We start from the raw sequence: 22141 nt of genomic DNA on the forward strand, positions 1-22141 counted from the left end.
TCAACACAGCGTAGTGTTTGAGAGGAGGTAACTCAATGGAAGCAAAAGCACATGCTAAATCCGTGCGGATTTCCGCTCGCAAAGTGAAACTTGTTATCGATTTGATTCGTGGCAAGCAGGTAGGTGAGGCGATTGCAATTCTTCGTCACACTCCGAAATCCGCTTCTCCAGTCGTTGAGAAATTGCTGAATTCTGCTATCGCAAATGCAGATCACAACTACTCCATGGACGTAAATAAATTGGTAGTGTCTGAGGTTTTTGTAAACCAAGGTCCTACAATGAAACGGTTCCGCCCGCGTGCAATGGGTCGTGCAAGCCGCATCAATAAACGCACCAGTCATATTACTCTGGTGGTATCTGAAAAATAAGGAGGGAAAACGTGTGGGCCAAAAGGTAAATCCCGTCGGACTCCGAATCGGTATTATTCGTGATTGGGAATCCAAATGGTATGCAGGCAAAGATTTCGGTGATCTTTTGCTAGAAGACGTTAAGATTCGTGAGCATCTGAAGAAAAGATTGAAAGACTCCGCTGTATCCCGTGTTGAAATCGAGAGAGCAGCTAACCGTGTCAACGTAACGATTCACACTGCGAAACCAGGTATGGTTATCGGTAAGGGTGGTTCCGAAGTTGAAAATCTGCGTAATGAAATCACTAAAATCGCAGGCGGTAAAAAGGTACACATCAATATTTCTGAAATTAAAAATCCTGAGCTGGATGCAATTCTTGTTGCTGAAAGCATTGCACAACAATTGGAACGTCGTGTTTCTTTCCGTCGTGCGTTGAAACAAGCAATTCAAAGAACTATGCGTTCCGGTGCAAAAGGAATTAAAACTCAAGTAGGCGGACGTCTTGGCGGTGCCGAAATCGCTCGTTCCGAAGGATACAGCGAAGGAACTGTTCCACTGCATACGCTTCGTGCTGACATCGACTACGGTACAGCAGAGGCTCATACTACTTATGGCCGTCTTGGCGTAAAAGTATGGATCTATCGTGGAGAGGTTCTTCCTCCAGCTAAGAAACAAGCTCCTCAGGAAGGAGGCAACTAATCATGTTGGTACCTAAACGCGTAAAACATCGTAAACAACAACGTGGTCATATGAAGGGTCGTGCAAAAGGCGGTACTACACTGAATTTCGGTGAGTACGGTTTGCAAGCTACTGAACCAGCATGGATCACTAACCGTCAAATCGAAGCTGCTCGTATTGCGATGACTCGTTACATCAAACGTGGTGGTAAGGTTTGGATTAAAATATTCCCTGACAAACCAATTACTCAAAAGCCTCTTGAGGTTCGTATGGGTAGTGGTAAAGGTAACGTAGAAAAATGGGTTGCAGTAGTGAAACCAGGTAAGATCATGTTTGAACTTGCTGGTGTACCGGAAGAGATTGCTCGTGAAGCAATGCGTCTTGCCGCTCACAAACTGCCAATCAAAACTAAGTTTGTGAAACGTGAAGAATTGGGTGGTGAAGCAAATGAAGGCTAGTGAATTCCGCAACCTTACCACTGCTGAAATCGAACAAAAGATCTCTGGTTTTAAAGAAGAACTTTTCAACCTTCGTTTTCAACTCGCTACCGGTCAGCTTGATAACCCGACTCGGATCGGTGCTGTGCGTAAGGAAATTGCTCGTGCTAAAACTGTGATCCGTGAAAGAGAACTTGGGATTAGCTAAGATATTAGACCGGGTGGAAATTCCGCCTGTAATTAGGAAGGAGGCCAACAATGAGCGAACGTAATGCCCGTAAAGTATTAGTCGGTAAAGTAGTCAGCGACAAAATGGATAAAACGATTGTGATTGCTGTAGAAACTTACAAAAAACATGATCTCTATCATAAACGCATTAAAGTGACTAAAAAATTCAAAGCTCATGATGAAAACAACACTGCACAAATCGGTGATACTGTTAAAATCATGGAAACTCGTCCTTTGTCCAAAGACAAAAACTGGAGACTGGTCGAAATCGTTGAAAAAGCTGTTATAATCTAATGTAGTGTAGTTTTTCCGAAAGGAGGATAAATAAATGATTCAACCATTTACACGTTTGACTGTAGCTGACAATTCCGGCGCGAAGGAACTGATGTGTATCCGTGTGCTCGGTGGTACGGGACGTCGTACAGCTCAAATTGGTGACCTGATCGTTTGTTCCGTAAAACAAGCAACACCAGGCGGCGTTGTCAAAAAGGGTGATGTAGTAAGAGCGGTTGTCGTTCGCACTAAACGTTCTATCCGCCGTAAAGACGGTTCCTACATCGGATTTGATGAGAACGCAGCAGTGGTCGTTAAAGAAGACAAGAGCCCACGCGGTACTCGTATTTTCGGACCAGTTGCTCGCGAACTTCGTGACAAGGACTTCATGAAAATCGTTTCCTTGGCTCCGGAAGTGATCTAAATTCACCTTAAAATGTGCCCGTAGGAGGTGTACGAAATGCCAAAAGTGAAAAAAGTTCTGGAATCCCATAACAACAAGCTGCACGTCAAAAAAGACGACACTGTTCTGGTGATTACAGGTAAAGATAAAGGTAAAAAAGGTCGCGTTATCGCTGCTTACCCTCGTCAAAACCGTGTGCTTGTGGAAGGTGTTAACATGATTAAAAAACACCAAAAGCCTAATCAGCTGAATCCACAAGGCGGCATCATCGAGAAAGAAGCTCCGATTCACGTTTCCAACGTTATGCACATTGATCCGAAGAGCGGAAAAGTAACTCGTGTGGGTTACAAGGTTTTGGACAACGGAAAAAAAGTGCGCATTGCAAAACGTTCAGGCGAAGTGATCGACTAATTATTTTTTGAAGAAAGGAGGACTATGATTCATGGCAACAACAAGAATGAAAGAACGTTTCTTGAAAGAAATCACTCCTGCTTTGATGCAGAAGTTCAACTATACAACAGTGATGCAAGTGCCTAAAATCGAGAAAGTTGTAATCAACATGGGTGTTGGTGACGCAGTCCAAAACTCCAAAGTGCTTGATTCGGCTCTCAACGACATGCAGCTGATCGCTGGTCAAAAACCAGTTATCACTCGCGCGAAAAAATCTATCGCAGGTTTTAAATTGCGTGAAAACATGCCGATCGGTGTAAAGGTAACACTTCGTGGCGAGCGTATGTATTATTTCTTGGACAAATTGTTCAACATTACACTTCCTCGCGTACGTGACTTCCATGGTGTATCAACAAAAGCTTTCGACGGACGTGGTAACTACACGCTTGGTCTGAAAGAACAGTTGATCTTCCCGGAAATCGAGTATGATCAAGTTGATAAAGTTCGTGGTATGGACATCGTTATCGTAACGACTGCCAAGACTGACGAAGAGTCCCGTGAGCTTCTGACTCAGCTGGGCATGCCTTTCGCGAAATAATGTTGGCATAACGTTTCGGGCGTCTGATTTAAAGACTCCCTGTTCTCCGAAACTATTTAGGAGGTGTCAGGCTAAGTGGCAAAAACTTCAATGAAAGTCAAACAACAACGCGCACCAAAGTTTAAAGTTCGTGCTTATACTCGTTGCGAACGTTGTGGTCGTCCACATTCGGTGCTGCAAAAGTTTAAGATCTGCAGAATTTGCTTCCGTGAATTAGCTTATAAAGGCCAGATTCCTGGCGTGAAAAAAGCAAGCTGGTAAAAAGTCCTGTTTGGGAAGGAGGTTTATACACAATGACTATGTCTGATCCAATTGCAGATATGCTTACTCGTATTCGTAACGCGAACACTGTTCGCCACGAAACAGTAGAAATGCCTGCATCTACAATGAAAAAACAAATCGCCGACATCCTGAAACGTGAAGGATTCATTCGTGATGCGGAATTTGTTGAAGATAGCAAACAAGGGATCATCCGTATTTTCTTGAAATACGGTGCGAACAACGAGCGTGTTATCACAGGTTTGAAAAGAATCAGTAAACCAGGTCTTCGCGTTTACACGAAGAGCAATGAGATTCCACGCGTATTGGGTGGACTCGGGATCGCAATCATTTCAACATCCAAAGGTATCATGACCGACAAAGAAGCGCGTCAGTCCAAAGCCGGCGGAGAAGTGGTTTGCTACGTTTGGTAATTTAACGTTTAAAAGATAGGAGGTGCAACAGATATGTCCCGTATTGGTCGTAAACCAATCACAGTACCAAGTGGTGTTGACGTGACTTTGAACAACACAGTGATCACAGTTAAAGGTCCTAAAGGAACATTGACTCGTGAGCTTCATAAAGACATGTCCGTTACTGTGGAAAATAATGAAATTAATGTAGTTCGTCCTTCGGACAATAAACTTCACCGCTCTTTGCATGGAACAACCCGCAGCGTTGTCAATAACATGGTAAGTGGTGTAACTGAAGGTTTTTCAAAATCTCTGGAGCTGGTTGGGGTCGGATATCGTGCAAGCAAATCCGGAGATAAAATCGTTCTGAACGTTGGATACTCTCACCCGGTTGAAATTACACCGGAAGCGGGCATCGAGTTCGAAGTTCCTTCGAACACTAAAATTATCGTTCGCGGAATTGATAAAGAGCGTGTAGGTGCCTATGCTGCTAAGATTCGTTCCGTTCGTGAACCTGAACCGTACAAAGGTAAAGGGATTAAATACGAAGGCGAGCGCATCATCCGTAAAGAAGGTAAAGCCGGTAAGAAGAAATAAGTTTCTTACCGACTTTGTGCGGTCTTTCTACTGGAAAGACTTGTACTCTTTTTTACCCAGTGCGTCTTAGTATAAAGTTTTAAAAGGCAAACTGAAGGGAGTGAAAACTTGAGATGATTACAAAACAAGATAAAAATAAAGCACGTGTCAGAAGACATCTGCGTGTACGTAAGAAAATCGAAGGTACGGCTGTACGTCCTCGTTTGAACGTATTCCGCTCTTCCAAGCATATCTACGCACAACTGATTGATGATGTTGCTGGTGTAACATTGGTTTCTGCATCCACTATGGATAAAGAACTGAGCAGCGAAATCAAAAACGGTGGTAGTGTAGAAGCAGCTCGTAAGGTTGGCGAACTCGTTGCTAAACGTGCGAAAGAAAAAGGCCATGCTAACATCGTATTTGATCGTGGTGGATACTTGTATCATGGACGGATTCAAGCTTTGGCTGATGCAGCTCGCGAAGCAGGCCTTGAATTCTAAGACATTTCTCAAAAGGAGGTTAACGACTTGCGTGTAGATCCGAATACTTTGGAACTGACTGAAAGAGTAGTAAATATTAATCGTGTAGCTAAAGTTGTCAAAGGCGGACGCCGTTTTAGCTTCAGTGCTCTGGTAGTAGTGGGCGACGGCAACGGCTGGGTAGGCGCTGGAATCGGTAAAGCGGGCGAAGTACCTGATGCGATTCGCAAAGGTATTGAAGATGCTAAGAAAAACCTGGTTCACGTTCCACTCGTAGGCACAACAATTCCTCACCTTGTTACAGGTAAGTTCGGTGCTGGCCGGGTTCTGTTGAAACCGGCATCGGAAGGTACTGGGGTTATCGCTGGTGGTCCAGTTCGTGCAGTTCTGGAACTTGCTGGTGTAGGTGATATCTTGACAAAATCTTTGGGTTCTTCGAATTCCATGAATATGGTCAATGCGACTTTGGAAGGTTTGTCCCGCTTGAAACGCGCTGAAGATGTTGCTAAATTGCGCGGCAAATCCATCGAAGAGCTGCTGGGCTAAGGAGGGAATATCATGGCGAAATTAGAAATTACCCTCGTTCGTTCGTTGATCGGCCGTCCTGGTACTCAGAGAACGACTGTTAAAACGCTCGGCTTGCGTAAAATCAACCATAAAGTAGTTCAACCCGACAATGCAGCAATTCGCGGGATGATTAATCAAGTTAGCCATTTGGTTTCTGTTAAAGAAATCGAAGCTTAAGAAATAAAGTATTTTAACAATAATCAAGGAGGTGCAACGAACGATGAAGTTACATGAGCTTTCCCCAGCTCCAGGCTCCCGCAAAGAACGTAAACGTTTGGGTCGTGGTCCTAGTAGCGGTACGGGTAAAACTTCTGGTCGTGGTCATAAGGGTCAAAACGCTCGTTCCGGCGGTGGTGTACGTCCGGGCTTCGAGGGTGGTCAAAACCCACTGTATCGTCGCTTGCCTAAACGCGGTTTCGTAAATCCTACTCGTAAAGAGTATGCGGTTTTGAATATCGAAGATTTGAACAGTTTTGCAGCGGGTACAGAAGTAAGCCCTGAGTTTTTGCTGAACAATGGTATTGTGAAGAACGCGAAATCCGGAATTAAAATTCTGGGTAACGGTGAAATCACTGTGAAATTGACAGTTAAAGCGAACAAGTTCTCTCAATCTGCGGTAGAGAAAATTGAAGCTGCCGGCGGTAAAACCGAGGTGATCTAATGTTCAAGACCCTGAAAAATATATGGCGGGTTGAGGATCTTAGAACCCGAATCCTGTTTACCCTGTTTATACTCTTTGTATATCGTATTGGCTCCTTCGTGCCGGTTCCCGGTGTGAATAAGCAAGTCTTTACTTCTCAGGATCAGGCAGGAAGCGAGTTGTTTGGACTCCTTAACACCTTCTCAGGGGGCGCGTTGTATCAGTTTTCGATCTTCGCCCTCGGGATTATGCCATATATTACAGCGTCCATCATTGTACAGCTGCTGTCAATGGACGTGATTCCGAAACTTGCGGAATGGGCTAAACAAGGAGAGCATGGTAAAAAGAAATTGGCTCAAATTACACGGTATGGTACTGTAATACTGGGCTTAATCCAAGCATTCGGAACGTCGATTGGATTTAATCGACTGTACGGTGCAGCAATGATTCCAGGTGCTACTTTTGCTGATTATCTGGTTATTGCCATTGTGCTTACTGCAGGAACTACGTTCCTTATGTGGCTCGGTGAGCAAATTACCGAAAAGGGAATCGGTAATGGTATCTCTATTGTAATCTTTGCAGGGATTGCGGCAGGTATTCCAAGACATATTCGGACGATTGTAGAATCTCAGTTTATTCAAGCAGATCAGCTGTTTATGAATATTCTGAAGGCAATTATCATTGCCTTGGTGGTTGTTCTGATTATCGTTGGTGTTATCTACATCCAGCAAGGTATTCGGAAAATTCCAGTACAATACGCAAAACGTGTAGTTGGCAACAAAATGTACGGTGGCCAGAATACGCATATTCCGATGAAAATTAATGCGGCAGGCGTTATTCCGGTAATCTTTGCGGTATCATTGCTGCAATTCCCGACAATTATTGCGAGTTTCTGGGCAGATCATGCTTGGGCTAAGTGGATTACCACTTACTTGTATTATGACAAGCCACTGGGCATGGTTTTGTATGTCGTAATGATTATCGGTTTCACATTCTTCTATACCTTTGTACAGATGAATCCGCAGCAAATGGCCGACAATATGAAGAAAAACGGCGGTTATATCCCAGGCATTCGCCCAGGTAAAGCCACGGAGAAATACTTGACACGAGTAATGTCACGTTTGACAATGACAGGAGCTTTGTTCCTGGCAGTCATATCCGTTTTGCCGGTATTCTTCGGTTCGCTTTCGGGCTTGCCTCGTTCCGTGCAAATTGGCGGTACTTCATTGCTCATCATTATTGGTGTAGCATTGGATACGATGAAGCAAATCGAAAGCCAACTGATCAAACGCCATTACAAAGGCTTCATCAACAAATAGGCAATAGGTACCGGCATAGGATGTTCGCATGCTTACCGGCACCTTTTGTGCTGTTTCTTGTGTAGGGGTCGTCTTGAGGAGTGACAGATTGTGAATATTTTGATCATGGGCCCTCCGGGGGCTGGTAAAGGTACACAAGCAGATGTCATTGTGAAGGAGTTCGGCATTCCTCATATCTCGACAGGTGATGCGTTTCGCCTAGCGATGAAACAGGGAACACCTATTGGCATTAAAGCCAAAGAGTATATTGACAAGGGTGAACTTGTTCCGGATGATGTAACAATCGGTATTGTTGAAGAACGGCTGCAGCAGCCTGATTGCAAGAAAGGTTTCTTGCTGGACGGTTTTCCAAGAACTTTAGCTCAAGCTGAAGCCTTGGATCAAATTTTGGGCCGTTTGAATACGAAGCTGGATGATGTCATCAACCTGAAAGTGGATCGTGACAACTTGTTGGCACGAATCACAGGACGGCGAGTTTGTAAAAGCTGCGGAGCTAGCTATCATATTGTCTTTAATCCTCCTAAGGTTGAAGGCATTTGCGATAAAGACGGTGGTGAACTCTATCAGCGTCCTGACGATAACGAAGATAGCGTAAGAACACGACTTGACGAATATAGTAATAAAACAGCACCACTCCTCACGTTTTATGAGAACCAGAATCTTCTGCGTCATATTGACGGAGAACAGGATATTGATGTGGTTTCCCAAAATATCGTGTCCTTGTTGCGGGGTTAGCTGTAATGATCATTTGCAAGTCGGGGACGGAATCAAGCTTTATGAGGAAAGCTAGGAAAATGAATTCGGCAACGAGTTATTTCTTAGCAGGACACATCGAGCCCGGTATTACGACCGGTGAACTTGATCATTTAGCTGATCGGTATATTCGCAGTCAGGGAGCTGTGCCGTCTTTTAAAGGTTATAACGGTTTTCCTGCTAGCATTTGCGCTTCAGTCAACGAACAACTGGTGCACGGATTTCCCGGCAAACGCAAGTTAAACAAAGGCGATGTCATTACGAAAACTCGCCAGTTTACAATGTCGCATGCCATTCGGCAATATATTGAGAATCCAAACCGTGGTATTCCTGAGCAGGGACCGAGGCTGAAAATCGGCATTGTGCTGGCTATTGAATCAATGATTCCAATAGGTGCTCGCCTTGTAGGGACGCTGGAAGACAACTGGACGGTCGTTACGATGAACGTAATCCCTTGTACTCATTTTGAGCAAGTGGTGACGGGCGAAGCGGACGGCATGGACATTTTCACGAAACTGAGTGCGTAGGTGATTGGAATGAATCAGCAAGGAAACCTGCAAATCGGTCAGCTGGTGAAGATTCTGAAGGGCAGAGGTGCCGGACAGATTGCGGTTGTCGTTTCAATAGCAGATAGCAGGTTTGTGTATATTGCGGATGGGGATAAACGAAAGTTTGATCAAGCGAAGAAGAAAAATGTTCTTCATTTGGTACCTCAGCCAAAGATTAGTAGCGAGATTGTAAATAGTTTAAACGAAAGCGGTCGGGTGACGAACGGAAAACTGCGGCATGCAGTGAAAACTTTCCTGGACTCGTCCGAATACCAAGCTGAAGAGAAAGGAGACTGACTTTGGCCAAAGAAGATGTCATTGAGGTTGAAGGTACGGTAATCGAGCCACTGCCGAACGCTACGTTCAAGGTAGAGCTGGAGAACGGTCATCAAATTCTTGCTCATGTTTCCGGAAAGCTGCGGATGCACTTTATCCGTATTTTGACAGGCGACAAGGTGGTTGTACAGTTATCGCCTTACGATTTAACCAAAGGCCGTATAACGTACCGCAAGTAATTCATGCAGGTTTTTATTAAACGTACGTCATTTAAAAAAACTTGTTTTGCTCGGCAAAACGATGTGAATGTTCACGAAGCGAGTTTTACCAGGGTAAAGCTTGGAGGAGGTAATCAACATGAAGGTAAGACCTTCTGTAAAACCTATTTGCGAGAAATGCAAAGTCATTCGCCGCAAAGGGAATGTAATGGTTATTTGCGAAAATCCGAAACACAAACAAAAACAAGGTTAATAGAAGGGGGTGTAGCGTAAAATGGCTCGTATAGCTGGTGTGGATTTGCCACGTGACAAACGCGTTGAGATCGCCTTGACTTACATTTTCGGAATCGGTAAGACGACTTCTCAGAAAATTTTGAAGGAAACAGGCATCAGTGCAAACACGCGTGTTCGTGATTTGACTGAAGATGAAGTGAGCAAATTACGTGAAACGATCGACAAAGAAGTTAAAGTAGAAGGCGATCTGCGTCGTGAAATTTCCTTGAATATTAAACGTCTGACTGAGATTGGCTGCTACCGTGGTGTTCGTCACCGTCGTGGATTGCCTGTTCGCGGACAACGTACTAAAACTAATGCTCGTACCCGTAAAGGTCCTCGTCGGACTGTAGCGAACAAGAAGAAATAAGAAGGGAGGATAACATTCAATGGCTAAACCGAAAAAAGTTGTACGCACAAAACGCCGTGACCGTAAAAATATCGAGAGTGGCGTGGCACACATCCGTTCCACGTTCAACAACACGATCGTTACGATCACAGATCCACACGGTAACGCAATCTCTTGGGCCAGCTCAGGCGGCATGGGATTCCGTGGTTCCCGTAAATCTACTCCATTCGCAGCGCAAATGGCCGCAGAAACTGCTGCTAAAGCTGCTATGGAACACGGCATGAAGACAGTCGAAGTCATGGTTAAAGGACCTGGTGCAGGTCGCGAAGCAGCAATCCGCTCTTTGCAAGCTGCTGGTCTGGAAGTTAACCTGATCAAAGACGTAACTCCGGTACCTCATAACGGATGCCGTCCTCCAAAACGTCGTCGCGTCTAATGAGATTTCTCCTCTGCGTGTAGTATAGATCCGGCACAAACTGCCAAGAATGGATGTTTAGGTATACTGCATGATAGACTATGGATAAGGTGAATGTTTCATATAGGAGCGACGTTTTGAAGGAGGGATATTGCAGTGATAGAAATCGAAAAGCCGAAAATTGAGACGGTTGACGTCAATGATGATGGCACCTATGGAAAATTCGTAGTAGAACCGCTGGAACGCGGATACGGTACGACGCTGGGGAACTCGCTTCGCCGTATTCTGTTATCCTCGTTACCGGGGGCAGCAGTCACATCGGTTCAGATCGATGGGGTTCTGCACGAGTTTGCAACGGTTCCCGGTGTGAAGGAAGACGTAACGGAGATCATTCTGAACTTGAAAGCTTTATCGCTTAAAATCCACTCAGATGAAGAGAAAGTACTCGAAATCGATGCGGAAGGCGAAGGAGTTGTAACGGCAGGTGATATCCGTGCGGATAGTGATGTGGAAATTCTTAATCCGGATCTTCACATTGCAACGCTCGGACCGGGTTCGAGACTTCACATGCGTATTTTTGCCAATCGCGGTCGCGGTTACGTTAAGCAGGATCGGAATAAACGTGATGACCAGCCGATCGGCGTCATTCCCGTCGACTCCATCTACACTCCGATTGCACGCGTGAACTACGGCGTAGAAAATACGCGTGTCGGCCAGGTTACGAATTATGACAAGCTGACACTTGAGGTTTGGACAGACGGAACTATTCGTCCTGAAGAAGCTGTGAGCCTTGGAGCCAAAATTTTGACCGAGCATGTGATGCTATTCGTGGGTCTCACGGATGAAGCAAAAGATGCAGAAATTATGGTCGAAAAAGAAGAAGATAAGAAAGAAAAAGTTCTTGAAATGACGATCGAAGAGCTGGATCTCTCCGTCCGTTCCTATAACTGCCTTAAGCGCGCTGGTATCAATACGGTACAAGAACTCACGACTAAATCTGAAGAAGATATGATGAAGGTCCGTAACTTGGGTCGCAAATCTTTGGAAGAAGTACAAGAGAAGCTCGAGGAACTTGGTTTAGGACTTCGTACGGAAGAATAGCACAGCAACGTTTTTGTGAAGGAGGGGAAACTACATGGCATACCAAAAATTGGGCCGTAATTCCAGTGCCCGTAAAGCTTTGTTTCGTGATTTGGTAACCGATCTGTTCTTGTATGAGCGTATCCAAACTACTGAGGCTAAAGCGAAAGAAGTTCGTTCTATTGCTGAAAAACTGATCACCAAAGCGAAAAAAGGAGATCTGCACGCACGTCGTCAAGTGGCTGCGTTCGTTCGCCGTGAAACTTTGGATGGTGAGCAGGATGCAATCCAAAAGCTGTTTAGCGAATTGGCTACACGTTACAATGAGCGTCCAGGTGGATACACTCGTATCTTGAAACTGGGACCTCGTCGTGGCGACGCCGCTCCAATGGTATATCTGGAATTGGTTGACCGCGCGTAAACAGGCGAAGATGAGGGAAGGGTGGACAGAATCGGCTTGATTCTGAACAACCCTTTTTTTCTCTTGGAGGAGTCCTTGAGGGGCTTCTCCTTTGTTATGTTCGGTTATTTCCTGTAAGACCAGAGAATACCCCTGCAAAGGTGTGAGAAGCATGCGGAACTTGTGCATGAAGGTGAACTATGATGGAACCCACTATGATGGCTTTCAGACGCAGCCTAGTGGCAACACCATTCAGGACTGTCTTGAAAATGCTATATACTCATTGACGGGCGAACGTCTTAAAATTACGGGCTCAGGACGTACAGATGCAGGTGTGCATGCATACGGGCAGGTATTCAATTTTCATACTGAATCGCCGATTCCGATACATCGCTGGTGTCTGGCACTTAATGCCTGGCTGCCTCGTGATATCATCGTTACGGATGCGAGAGAGGTGCCACTGTCCTTTCATGCACGCCGCATGGCGAAGCGGAAGACGTATCGGTACAGTATTAATGCGAACCGGTTTCCAGACATCTTTCACCGTCGTACACAGGCCCATCATCCAACGAGTCTGGATGTAAGAGCGATGGAAAAGGGGTTGGCTCATTTAGTGGGCACCTTTGACTATACTTCGTTCGCATCTCGACGTTCCCAAAAGACGAATCATGTTCGCACTATTTACGAAGCCTATATAACGGTAGACCATTCCTTTTCACGTCCAGGGTCGGACGATCAGGGAATTATTCATACTTATATTACAGGTAGCGGATTTTTGCAGCACATGGTTCGGATTATAATGGGGACTTTGCTGGAAGTGGGAGAAGGCAAAAAATCGCCGGATGATATTCCTTCCATTTTGGAAGCAAAAAACCGTTCAAAGGCTGGCCCTACAGCCGTTGGACACGCTTTAACGCTCTGGAATGTAGAGTACGAAGAAAACATCAAAAAACATTGATTTTTTCCTTGCAGAATTGATGGTTATCCTGTAATATAAAAGTTGTGTTTTCTTAATGGCTTTCCCACAGCCCCAATTAAGATAATCACTTTATAGCAACATCTAATCCATCGATAATGCAGCAACTTAACGAACGAAGATAAATGATGATTTCTGTTAACGAACTTAAGGAGGATACTTTTCATGCGTACTACGTATATGGCGAAGCCAAATGAAGTTGAGCGCAATTGGCACATCATTGATGCCGAAGGCAAAACGCTCGGCCGTCTGGCAAGCGAAGCGGCTGCGTTGATTCGCGGCAAACACAAGCCACAGTTTACACCACATGTGGACACAGGTGATTTTGTTGTTGTAATCAATGCGGAGAAAATCGTATTGACCGGTAAAAAAATGGAGAACAAAAAATACTATCGTCACTCCCTGCACCCAGGTGGTCTGAAAGTAACAGTTGCACAAGATATGGTTAAGAACAAACCTGAACGTATGTTGGAATTGGCTGTTCACGGTATGCTTCCTAAAACTCGTCAAGGCGACAAAATGAAGCTGAGACTTAAAGCTTACAGAGGTACAGAGCATCCACATGCAGCACAAAAACCTGAAGTTTACGAACTTCGCGGATAATTAAAAGGGAGGACAGTTTCATGGCACAAGTACAATACTATGGGACAGGTCGTCGTAAACATTCGGTAGCTCGTGTTCGTCTCGTACCGGGTGAAGGACGCATTGTCATCAATAAGCGTGATATTAATGAATATTTCGGTTTGGAAACTCTCAAACTGATCGTAAAACAACCACTGAATCTGACAGAAACACTTGGTAGCTATGACGTACTCGTTATCGCTCATGGTGGTGGTATCTCTGGTCAAGCAGGCGCAATTCGCCACGGTATTTCCCGTGCTCTGTTGAAAGCAGACCCAGAATTCCGTCCAGCTTTGAAAAAAGCAGGATTCTTGACTCGTGACCCACGTATGAAAGAACGTAAAAAATACGGCCTCAAAGCCGCTCGTCGTGCACCACAGTTCTCGAAACGTTAATATTTCGAATACAGAAGAACCTTTTCCTTATGGAAAGGGTTCTTTTTTATTTAGATCATTTGCTGCACATTAACTACATGTGGATAAATGGATCTACACTAGAATTTTATGGCTACGTCTGCCCTGCGATACATAAAAAGGTGCATATACTATCTGGAATACGTAAGTTATCCACGATGTAACTAAGATCGGTATACTTATGCACAAATATAGTTTGCTATTTCAACACAGTTTATCCTGTAATGTTCACAACCTGTGACTAATTAAAAAGATCAGGGAACTTTTGCAGAGCAATCTTTAGCTTGGTACTGCCCATCTCCTCGGCTTCCGTAATTGCAGCGATGATGATGTGAGTATTTTTAACCATTGAGAATGGGCTAAAATAGGGCTCAAGTTACGTTAAGGGCTATCTGTATATCTGAATGCTTTAATTTCTCAGGGAGGGCCTCTGTGAGCGCTATAGGAGTGTTGAGAGGCTTATTATCGATCTGGGTGCCATTTCTTTGTAATATTCCTTAATAGAAGCACGATTAGCATCAGAGCTCCCGATTTGGTAGTGGGATTCTTCGGATGTAAACCTTATAGTCAGAGCAGGTTTACCTTGAGCTGAGCACGACCACGTATGCTTCATCTTTGAATGCAAATGTAAATATGACGAACGAACCCTAATTATATTTCCTTGACCAAATCCAAGGATAATCATGGCTCTAAGGAAGGGCGCTTTTATCCTCAGATATTTTTACCTGATCATAATAGCCATAGCTATCCAGGATTACGATGACAGCCGAGTAGTGGGTATATCTTTGTCTCGGGTGGAGTAGAGGAAGCATTTTCGCTAACCTAAAATACTTACGTTCAGGCATACCCTCTGCTATGACTAGTTACTTTTAGTTATTAAGCAATCTAAGGCAATTTTTAAACGTTTGGTATAAGAATATTTTATATATAGCCACTGAACTTGGTTGAATATGCAGGAGAGCGTTTAAGAATGCTGACAGAACAACGTTCCTGCTTCATGCGGGATGATAAATGTTTACAGTATGACGATTTTGCTTGGATTGACATTGAATATGAAAGTTTTATACTGTACTTAATCTTATTAGTTTAGTCGGCATTGAAGTATCACTTATTTATGAATCTTCATATGGAGGCGCATTGATAATGAATTTATTGGAGAAAGAAGCGTTGATTAGAGTCAAGGCAAGTGAACTGGAAGAGGCCACGCCTGAAGAAATTATCCAATATGCTGTTCATACATTTCCCAACCTCACCTTTGCTTGTAGCTTCGGAGCAGAAGATGTAGTACTAGTAGATATGCTACAAAGAATTAGCCCTTCTACCGATATTTTTTACTTGGATACTGACTTTCATTTTCAAGAAACTTATGATACGCGTGATCAGATGAAAGCTAGATACAATTTGGATTTTGTTAGAGTCTCTCCCTTAATCACTCCAGAAGAGCAAGCTGCGGAGCATGGAGAGGAGCTGTGGAAATCAAATCCTAATGCATGCTGTGGTATACGCAAGGTTGAGCCGCTGACACGCATTCTGTCTCAATACGATGCATGGATTACCGGTATCCGTCGCGATCAGGCTCCTACGCGTGCGAATGCAAAAAAGGTAGAGTATGATGAAAAGTTTGGTCTCGTTAAATTTAACCCCTTGGCAAGCTGGACTTCCGAGGATGTATGGAACTATATTCGCACTCATGATGTATTGTATAATCCATTGCATGACCGTAATTTTCCCAGTATTGGCTGTGAGCAATGCACACGTGAAGTCCTGCCAGGTGAAGATCCACGTGCTGGCCGTTGGTCAGGCAATGAGAAAACGGAGTGTGGGCTCCACCAATAAAAAGTGGTATGTAGGTAGCTCTGAGACTTATTTATGAATAGAAAGGAAGTGCATTATGACTGCAATTCTTCCGCATGGCGGAACGCTCGTTGATAGAAATATTACAGGACCGGAGCAAGAAGCACTGTTGCAGGTTGCAGGTGAATTGTTTCCTATCCCTGTAAACTCATGGACGATTTCTGATTTGGATTTAATTGGAGTAGGTGCCTTTTCTCCATTGACGGGATTTATGAATGAGTCAGATTATCGTTCAGTGGTAACGGATATGCGTCTTGCTGATGGTACAGTCTGGAGTATTCCCATTACTCTTGCAGTAGTAGAAACCATAGCCAGTGAACTGAAACTAGGTCAGCAGGTGGCTTTGGTGGGGGAAACAGATGGTATCATCTATGCTGTACTTGATATTGAGAGTATTTATCAGGTTGACCAGGCAGAGGAAGCCAGATGTGTATTCAAGACGGCTGACCCGGCCCATCCTGGCGTAAATAAATTGTTAGAACGACCTGCTACCTATGTAGGTGGAACGGTGCAAGTGCTGAATCGACCAGAACCCACACAATTTAGCGAATTTTATTACACACCAGCACAGACACGTAGCTATTTTGCTGAAAAGGGCTGGAAGACAGTGGTCGGTTTTCAAACACGAAATCCGGTACACCGAGCACATGAGTACATCCAAAAAAGCGCGATGGAAATTGTGGATGCTTTATTTCTAAATCCGCTCGTTGGAGAGACCAAGTCAGATGACGTTCCAGCAGATGTGCGTATGAAGAGCTATCTGGTGTTGCTGGACAACTATTATCCGGCTGATCGAGCCTTTCTGGGGGTCTTTCCTGCTGCCATGCGATACGCTGGTCCTAGAGAGGCCATTTTCCATGCTATTGTGCGGAAGAACTTCGGCTGCACTCATTTTATTGTCGGAAGAGATCATGCGGGTGTAGGGGACTATTACGGTACCTATGAAGCGCAGGAAATTTTCAAGCACTTTACACCTGAAGAGCTGGGGATTACCCCGTTGTTTTTTGAACACAGCTTTTACTGCACCCAATGTGGAAATATGGCCTCAAGTAAAACATGCCCACATCCCAAGGAGCATCATTTGACGCTCTCTGGCACCAAAGTGAGGGAATTGTTACGCTCCGGGGTTTGTCCGCCACCGGAATTTACACGCCCGGAAGTCGCTCAAGTGCTGATTGAAGGTATGAAAGAATATGTTCATGCCTGAGTTGTACTAACTACACGCCTCGTCCCATATAGATTATTAGTATCTGTATAGGACGGAGGCGTTTTGTTATGCAAAAAAACAATCGTAAAAAAGAGGTCACACTGTGGATTCGCTATCGGACGCTGCAAAAAATGCTGTTAGGCTGTTGTCTCGCTGTTCTATTTATCATGCTGACACTGTATGAGATACCTGCTTCGAGAGCATGGATTCATTGGAGTCTACCGCTTACTGGTAAGGTAATTGCTATAGATGCCGGACACGGAGGACCTGATGGAGGAGCAGTTAGCAAAGAGGGAGTCATTGAAAAGGATATTAACTTGGCGATCGCTTTTTATTTGCGGGATTATTTGCAGCAAGCAGGAGCTGTTGTCGTCATGACACGCGAGGATGACCGCGATCTGGCGCAGCAAGAAACAAAAGGCTATTCCAGAAGAAAAACGGAGGATTTAAAGCAACGGGTACGTATGATTGAGGAGCAGCAAGCGGACCTCTTTTTAAGTATTCATATGAACAGTATCCCGTCGAGCCGTTGGAGTGGAGCCCAGACCTTTTTCGTACCTAATCATGCAGATAACGAGAATTTGGCATCCTTAATTCAGGAAGAAATCAAGCGCAACCTGGAAAATACGGACAGAGTAGCTAAGACCGTAAACACCGTCTATTTATTAAAGGCACTCAAAATGCCAGCAGCTCTTGTAGAAGTCGGATTTTTGTCCCATCCAGAGGAAGCCAGACGACTCAGTGACGAGAACTATCAGAGACAAGTGGCCGCATCTATATATAAAGGGATTTTGCGTTACAGTGCCGGGGAAAAGGTAACCTCATCAGCACCTGAAGCCAGATAGTGGTATACTGTAAGTGTTTACCACTACGTAAATCAATAAAGCAGAGGTGCTGATTATTCATGCAATCGAGAGAGCAAGTTATAGAGCTACTTCAGCAAGTGCGAGAGCCTCAAACGGGACGCCGTTTGGTTGACCTCCATTTTATTCGGGATGTGGTTGTTAAAGAGGATCGGGTATCATTGACTGCTATTACCCTGGATAGCCAAGAAGAGACTCGAACGGAACTGGATCGGGAAATCCGGCAGACGTTAGAAAAGGCGGGATTAAGTCACGTGCATATTCGTATTCGTGAGGCATCTGAGTCTGAAAAGTCAGCTATACAAAATGGAGAGGATACCGAGGAGGTAGCTGATCCGGTTTTGACCAAAGGACATGCTGTCGGTATGGAAGAACATGAGCTACTTAATCCAGCATCTGGCGTACGATTTATTGCCATTGCAAGCGGAAAAGGTGGTGTCGGAAAATCGACAGTAGCTGTGAATTTGGCGGCAGCTCTAGCCAGACAGGGTAAGCGAGTGGGTTTAATTGATGCTGATATCTATGGATTCAGTGTGCCGGATATGCTTGGGGTAGAGGACGTACCTTCTGTCGAAGATGGTATCATTCAGCCAGTGGAACGATTTGGTATCAAAATCATGTCCATGGGCTTTTTTGTGAGAGAAAACAATCCTGTTATTTGGAGAGGTCCCATGCTGGGGAGAATGCTTAGACAGTTTTTTAGTGATGTCGAATGGGGCAAGCTGGACTATATGATACTCGATTTACCACCAGGTACTGGTGATGTAGCGCTTGACGTACATCAAATGATTCCGCAGAGTGAAGAAATCATTGTCACTACTCCGCATGCGACGGCAGCTTTTGTAGCTGCACGTGCAGGGGCAATGGCCCTTCAAACGGATCATAAGGTCATAGGCGTCGTGGAGAACATGTCCTATTATGTGTCCTCCACTGGAGAAAAAGACTATGTTTTTGGACGGGGAGGCGGGGCTATGTTGGCAGAAACACTTCATACGAAACTTTTGGCACAAATTCCGCTGGGTATCCCAGATAATCATCCGTCAGAAGCCGATTTTTCTCCATCCGTATATAAATCGGAGTCGGCGACAGGAGCTATTTATAATGATATAGCCGCCCAAATTACCGGGTTGCACATGGAATCTGAATAATAAAAAAGGCTGGTTGTTGAACCAGCCTTTTTTTTACTGACCTCCTCCTTGACCTCCTTCACCACCACCTTGTTCTCCTTCACCACCACCACCATCTTGCTTTTGATCCCCGGATCCACCTTGCTCTCCGCCTTTTTTCTCAACCTTAGGTTGAAGTTCTTCTTGCACAACAGTTTTGAGTAAATTCATGACCTCAAGCCGAAAAATCGGATTCTGCATAGCATCATGCATGACTGTCATAGATTGTTTGCGATATTCTGGGGTTTTAGTTAAGTCCATATACATCTTGGTCAGTTCTGGCGATTTTAGCATCTCTTCAATTGATTTTTGGTAAGAAGGGTCTTTTATAAGCTGCATATGAAGCTGTTTGCTTTGACTGTTGATGGCTTTGGCAAATTCTCCGGCAAAACGCGGATCAGTCATAATTTTTTCGATTTCTTTTTTATATTCAGGTGAGATCAAAGTATCTTTTACTGCAATTTTCATCTGTTCAGCGGATTGTGTGGACATAAGCATTTTCATTCCCATGCTGCCTCCAGATCCACCTCCTCCACCACTTTGACCGGATTGTCCCTCTTTTTCCCCGGTTAAGGCTTCTTCTACGGCTTTTTTTCCATCATCACTTTTCAGGATATCAACCACCATCGTTTTCATCTCTTTATAACTGTTCTGGGGAGGTGCAGAACCCTGATCCGAGCCGCAGCCGCTCAGTGCAACGCCCAGTACGCATACCATGCTAACAAATCGCAAACGAGTCCAATTCATGGCCGTATTCCTCCTTTATCATGAATGTGGATAGTATGCGGATGATTGGGGAGAAATATGTCGAGTTGCTTTTGGTTTTTAGCTGAGAACGATGTAAAATAACTCCTTAAAGACCCAGAGCTTGATCGCGAACCTCTTTACCTTTTACTGTACCTTGTTGAAGCAGTTCGGATACAGTCACAAATTCATAGCCTTGTGCCCGCAACTTGTCGATAATGATGGGCAACGCTTCATGAGTTTGTTTACAAGAATCACTGGCATGAAGAAGGACGATATCACCGGGATGTGCTTTATTTACAACACGGTCGATTATGACCTGCGTACCAGGGTTTTTCCAGTCCAGGGAGTCAGTATCCCATTGAATGGTTTTGTAGCCTAAAGTGCTGGCAACTTGAAGTACCCTTTTGTCAAAGTCACCATTAGGCATACGGATTAACTTCGGGGATTGTCCAGTCAGCTCGGTTAATGTGGTATGAGCCGTTGAAATCTGCTTACGAATCTCTTCATCGCTTAAGCTGCTATAGTTTTCGTGTTTATGGCCATGACTGCCAATCTCAAATCCGCTTTCTTTAATTTGATTCACGAGTTCTGGGTGTGTTTTGCTCCAAGGGGCAGAAAGAAAAAAGGTGGACTTGGTCACTTTTTTATCTTCGAGAACTTTTAAAATGGGGGCAGTACGCTTATCACCCCAGCTAATGTCGAACGTGAGAGCGATCAGCTTTTTATCCGTAGGCACACTGTAAACGGCAGTTGGCGCTTCCTCGGAAAAAACCGTAACATTATCGGTTTCTACATAAATGACTCCGGCAGTAAAGACGGCCGCTGCCATTACGATCAAGAATCGTTTAATTTTTTTGCCGTTCAATACATAGAAAAAAGAATTCATGGTTAATGCCCCTTTCATCCTAGAAGTGCTTGTTTACTTAAAGCTATGCCAGGGGTTGTCAATTATTCCATTGGACTAATAGGAGGAATCAACAAATGGGACTAAGAGCATTTTTTTATGATTTACGCACGACAAGACGGCTAATTTTGATCGCTGCATTTTTTTTCTGCGCAAGTATTGTAGTGGGATGGCTAAGTACAGGTGTTATTCAATCTATGTTGGCACGACAAATGGAGGGACTGGGGGGAGTGGCGCAACGATTGCAGAACTCTGAGCATCCACAATGGAGTTTTTTTGTGTTTATCTTTTTCAACAATGCAATCAAATGCGTGCTAGTAATATATACCGGAGCTCTTTTTGGAATCGTACCGTTTATATTTTTGATTGTGAACGGAATGGTTTTAGGTTTTGTAGTACACCTACAGACAGATATGGGAAGAAGTATGTATGAAATTGTCGTAAAAGGATTATTGCCTCATGGTGTAATTGAATTGCCTGTTTTGATTATCGCCTGTGCCTTCGGTTTGAAGTTTGGGGTCAATATAATATCTACCCTAGGTACAAGCATAGGACTAAAACGCAAAGGTACTGGCCCATCGTGGGAGGTTTTTTTGAAACAAACGTTGACCGTGTCAATATGGTCTGTCATCTTTCTATTTATAGCAGCTGCGATTGAGAGCGGCATAACTTATCGTTTATTGTCGCATTAAAATAATATGGCCAATTATTTATATATTTTCCGAAAATTGAACATAACAAAGGGGAGAGCGTAAAGAAAAGCATTAAAGATTACTTGGAGTAAGTTTGAAACCTTAGCAGTTGAGTTTAAAAACAGGTAAAGTTTGGAACAATTAATTGAGCAAATATAAGTACTATATAATCTGCTGATAAGGGAGTATGGTCATATGTTGGGAATGCTGTTTAACGAAAAAGAATGCAAGGAACTTGACTACGTTCTTCGTAAGGAACTAGATGAAATGCTGCTTGACATGAGTGATACCCGATTGGACCAGGATATCCGTTATGCTATAGCACTTCGATATAAAACAGTTTTCCGCATGTATGCCCGTTTTGCACCCGCCAAGGAACTATCCAAATATGCACGCAGAGGCCGTGTCCCGCAAACCAAACAATAAAAAGATAAAGAAGAACTATATCATCAAACCGAGATATCAGGAAGTAAATATACTTTCTGATATCAAAAAAAGTATTGACTCTATTCAATATTCATGTTAAATTAACTTTCGTTCCTTTTTGAAGGATTTGCTCGAAAAAAGAATTAAAAAAACTCTTGCAAAATTCAAAAAGAGATGATATATTATAAAAGTCGCCGCTGAGATGCGGTGATGAAACAAAGTAAGATATAATGAAGGCTTGATCTTTGAAAACTGAACAACGAGTGAGTAAATTGATTTTGTTCGCAAAATCAAACAATGAGATATTTTATCTCGTCAGTTTCAAAATGAGCTAATCGCTCTTTCTATAA

36 protein-coding genes are annotated in these 22141 nt (G+C 44.0%); 34 read left to right on the forward strand and 2 right to left on the reverse strand.

The window, feature by feature from the left end:
- Positions 1-35: 35 nt before the first annotated feature.
- The 32 genes from rplV (at position 36) to HFE01_RS25400 (ending at position 19004) form a co-directional block, all read left to right on the forward strand.
- A complete protein-coding gene (gene rplV, locus HFE01_RS25245) occupies positions 36-368 on the forward strand; it encodes a 50S ribosomal protein L22 (RefSeq protein ID WP_007432578.1) in 333 nt (110 codons plus the stop codon).
- Between the two features lie 13 nt (positions 369-381).
- Positions 382-1047, forward strand: coding sequence for a 30S ribosomal protein S3 (gene rpsC, locus HFE01_RS25250; protein ID WP_007432577.1), 666 nt, complete (start codon positions 382-384; stop codon positions 1045-1047).
- A 2-nt stretch (positions 1048-1049) separates the two neighbouring features.
- Entirely contained in the window at positions 1050-1484 is a 435-nt protein-coding gene (rplP, locus tag HFE01_RS25255) for a 50S ribosomal protein L16 (protein ID WP_007432576.1), read from the forward strand.
- On the forward strand, positions 1474-1671 hold the full coding sequence (gene rpmC / locus HFE01_RS25260; protein ID WP_007432575.1) for a 50S ribosomal protein L29: 198 nt from the start codon (positions 1474-1476) through the stop codon (positions 1669-1671). Before rplP ends, rpmC begins: the two co-directional genes overlap by 11 nt.
- 50 nt (positions 1672-1721) lie before the next feature.
- A complete protein-coding gene (gene rpsQ / locus HFE01_RS25265) occupies positions 1722-1985 on the forward strand; it encodes a 30S ribosomal protein S17 (protein WP_007432574.1) in 264 nt (87 codons plus the stop codon).
- 34 nt (positions 1986-2019) lie between these two features.
- Positions 2020-2388, forward strand: a complete 369-nt coding sequence (rplN, locus tag HFE01_RS25270) for a 50S ribosomal protein L14 (protein WP_007432573.1) — start codon at positions 2020-2022, stop codon at positions 2386-2388.
- A gap of 36 nt (positions 2389-2424) precedes the next feature.
- Positions 2425-2778: a 50S ribosomal protein L24 gene (gene rplX / locus HFE01_RS25275; protein ID WP_013312155.1), complete on the forward strand. Its 354-nt coding sequence runs from the start codon at positions 2425-2427 to the stop codon at positions 2776-2778.
- Positions 2779-2809: 31 nt separating this feature from the next.
- On the forward strand, positions 2810-3355 hold the full coding sequence (gene rplE, locus HFE01_RS25280) for a 50S ribosomal protein L5 (protein WP_007432571.1): 546 nt from the start codon (positions 2810-2812) through the stop codon (positions 3353-3355).
- A gap of 75 nt (positions 3356-3430) precedes the next feature.
- Positions 3431-3616, forward strand: coding sequence for a type Z 30S ribosomal protein S14 (locus HFE01_RS25285; RefSeq protein ID WP_010348808.1), 186 nt, complete (start codon positions 3431-3433; stop codon positions 3614-3616).
- Positions 3617-3648: 32 nt separating this feature from the next.
- Positions 3649-4047, forward strand: a complete 399-nt coding sequence (gene rpsH, locus HFE01_RS25290; RefSeq protein WP_007432570.1) for a 30S ribosomal protein S8 — start codon at positions 3649-3651, stop codon at positions 4045-4047.
- Positions 4048-4080: 33 nt separating this feature from the next.
- Positions 4081-4623 (forward strand): 50S ribosomal protein L6, encoded by a 543-nt coding sequence (rplF, locus tag HFE01_RS25295; RefSeq protein ID WP_016818652.1) that lies wholly within the window; start codon positions 4081-4083, stop codon positions 4621-4623.
- 113 nt (positions 4624-4736) lie between these two features.
- A complete protein-coding gene (gene rplR / locus HFE01_RS25300; RefSeq protein WP_007432568.1) occupies positions 4737-5105 on the forward strand; it encodes a 50S ribosomal protein L18 in 369 nt (122 codons plus the stop codon).
- A gap of 27 nt (positions 5106-5132) precedes the next feature.
- Complete coding sequence (rpsE, locus tag HFE01_RS25305; protein ID WP_013373261.1) at positions 5133-5630, forward strand: 30S ribosomal protein S5; 498 nt, start codon at positions 5133-5135, stop codon at positions 5628-5630.
- Between the two features lie 12 nt (positions 5631-5642).
- On the forward strand, positions 5643-5828 hold the full coding sequence (gene rpmD / locus HFE01_RS25310) for a 50S ribosomal protein L30 (protein ID WP_013373260.1): 186 nt from the start codon (positions 5643-5645) through the stop codon (positions 5826-5828).
- A 43-nt stretch (positions 5829-5871) separates the two neighbouring features.
- Positions 5872-6312, forward strand: coding sequence for a 50S ribosomal protein L15 (gene rplO, locus HFE01_RS25315; protein ID WP_013312149.1), 441 nt, complete (start codon positions 5872-5874; stop codon positions 6310-6312).
- Complete coding sequence (secY, locus tag HFE01_RS25320) at positions 6312-7610, forward strand: preprotein translocase subunit SecY (RefSeq protein WP_013373259.1); 1299 nt, start codon at positions 6312-6314, stop codon at positions 7608-7610. The genes rplO and secY overlap by 1 nt, the downstream gene beginning before the upstream one ends.
- Before the next feature lie 90 nt (positions 7611-7700).
- A complete protein-coding gene (locus HFE01_RS25325; RefSeq protein ID WP_013373258.1) occupies positions 7701-8345 on the forward strand; it encodes an adenylate kinase in 645 nt (214 codons plus the stop codon).
- A 5-nt stretch (positions 8346-8350) separates the two neighbouring features.
- Positions 8351-8890, forward strand: coding sequence for a M24 family metallopeptidase (locus HFE01_RS25330; RefSeq protein WP_107735225.1), 540 nt, complete (start codon positions 8351-8353; stop codon positions 8888-8890).
- 9 nt (positions 8891-8899) lie between these two features.
- Complete coding sequence (locus HFE01_RS25335) at positions 8900-9208, forward strand: KOW domain-containing RNA-binding protein (RefSeq protein ID WP_013373256.1); 309 nt, start codon at positions 8900-8902, stop codon at positions 9206-9208.
- A gap of 2 nt (positions 9209-9210) precedes the next feature.
- Complete coding sequence (gene infA, locus HFE01_RS25340) at positions 9211-9426, forward strand: translation initiation factor IF-1 (protein WP_006212898.1); 216 nt, start codon at positions 9211-9213, stop codon at positions 9424-9426.
- 118 nt (positions 9427-9544) lie between these two features.
- Positions 9545-9658, forward strand: coding sequence for a 50S ribosomal protein L36 (rpmJ, locus tag HFE01_RS25345; RefSeq protein ID WP_003333770.1), 114 nt, complete (start codon positions 9545-9547; stop codon positions 9656-9658).
- Between the two features lie 21 nt (positions 9659-9679).
- A complete protein-coding gene (rpsM, locus tag HFE01_RS25350) occupies positions 9680-10048 on the forward strand; it encodes a 30S ribosomal protein S13 (RefSeq protein WP_007432560.1) in 369 nt (122 codons plus the stop codon).
- 19 nt (positions 10049-10067) lie between these two features.
- Positions 10068-10463: a 30S ribosomal protein S11 gene (gene rpsK, locus HFE01_RS25355; RefSeq protein ID WP_007432559.1), complete on the forward strand. Its 396-nt coding sequence runs from the start codon at positions 10068-10070 to the stop codon at positions 10461-10463.
- Between the two features lie 135 nt (positions 10464-10598).
- Entirely contained in the window at positions 10599-11543 is a 945-nt protein-coding gene (locus tag HFE01_RS25360; protein WP_013373254.1) for a DNA-directed RNA polymerase subunit alpha, read from the forward strand.
- Between the two features lie 34 nt (positions 11544-11577).
- A complete protein-coding gene (rplQ, locus tag HFE01_RS25365) occupies positions 11578-11943 on the forward strand; it encodes a 50S ribosomal protein L17 (protein ID WP_013373253.1) in 366 nt (121 codons plus the stop codon).
- Between the two features lie 151 nt (positions 11944-12094).
- Positions 12095-12880 (forward strand): tRNA pseudouridine(38-40) synthase TruA, encoded by a 786-nt coding sequence (gene truA / locus HFE01_RS25370; RefSeq protein ID WP_025365929.1) that lies wholly within the window; start codon positions 12095-12097, stop codon positions 12878-12880.
- Between the two features lie 183 nt (positions 12881-13063).
- Positions 13064-13501, forward strand: coding sequence for a 50S ribosomal protein L13 (gene rplM / locus HFE01_RS25375; RefSeq protein ID WP_013373251.1), 438 nt, complete (start codon positions 13064-13066; stop codon positions 13499-13501).
- A gap of 20 nt (positions 13502-13521) precedes the next feature.
- Entirely contained in the window at positions 13522-13914 is a 393-nt protein-coding gene (rpsI, locus tag HFE01_RS25380; RefSeq protein WP_013373250.1) for a 30S ribosomal protein S9, read from the forward strand.
- 1161 nt (positions 13915-15075) lie between these two features.
- Positions 15076-15768 (forward strand): phosphoadenylyl-sulfate reductase, encoded by a 693-nt coding sequence (locus HFE01_RS25385; protein WP_019688711.1) that lies wholly within the window; start codon positions 15076-15078, stop codon positions 15766-15768.
- Between the two features lie 55 nt (positions 15769-15823).
- Positions 15824-16993 carry a sulfate adenylyltransferase gene (gene sat / locus HFE01_RS25390; protein WP_031462303.1) on the forward strand — a complete coding sequence of 390 codons (1170 nt, stop codon included), beginning with the start codon at positions 15824-15826 and terminating at the stop codon, positions 16991-16993.
- 68 nt (positions 16994-17061) lie between these two features.
- Entirely contained in the window at positions 17062-17838 is a 777-nt protein-coding gene (gene cwlD / locus HFE01_RS25395) for an N-acetylmuramoyl-L-alanine amidase CwlD (RefSeq protein ID WP_167438748.1), read from the forward strand.
- Positions 17839-17897: 59 nt separating this feature from the next.
- A complete protein-coding gene (locus tag HFE01_RS25400; protein ID WP_044788222.1) occupies positions 17898-19004 on the forward strand; it encodes an Mrp/NBP35 family ATP-binding protein in 1107 nt (368 codons plus the stop codon).
- Between the two features lie 33 nt (positions 19005-19037).
- On the opposite strand, the gene gerD is transcribed toward HFE01_RS25400, so the two are convergent.
- Both gerD and pdaB read right to left on the reverse strand, forming a co-directional pair.
- Positions 19038-19769 carry a spore germination lipoprotein GerD gene (gerD, locus tag HFE01_RS25405; RefSeq protein WP_016818660.1) on the reverse strand — a complete coding sequence of 244 codons (732 nt, stop codon included), beginning with the start codon at positions 19767-19769 and terminating at the stop codon, positions 19038-19040.
- Between the two features lie 106 nt (positions 19770-19875).
- Positions 19876-20655, reverse strand: a complete 780-nt coding sequence (gene pdaB, locus HFE01_RS25410; protein WP_016818661.1) for a polysaccharide deacetylase family sporulation protein PdaB — start codon at positions 20653-20655, stop codon at positions 19876-19878.
- A gap of 95 nt (positions 20656-20750) precedes the next feature.
- On the opposite strand from pdaB, the gene HFE01_RS25415 reads away from it, so the two are divergent.
- On the forward strand, positions 20751-21365 hold the full coding sequence (locus HFE01_RS25415; protein WP_044788223.1) for a stage II sporulation protein M: 615 nt from the start codon (positions 20751-20753) through the stop codon (positions 21363-21365).
- 195 nt (positions 21366-21560) lie between these two features.
- On the forward strand, positions 21561-21791 hold the full coding sequence (locus HFE01_RS25420; RefSeq protein ID WP_013312131.1) for a hypothetical protein: 231 nt from the start codon (positions 21561-21563) through the stop codon (positions 21789-21791).
- Positions 21792-22141 lie beyond the last annotated feature (350 nt).

It is taken from the genome of Paenibacillus sp. EKM10P, assembly GCF_011800655.1.
Taxonomy (GTDB): Bacteria; Bacillota; Bacilli; order Paenibacillales; family Paenibacillaceae; genus Paenibacillus; species Paenibacillus polymyxa.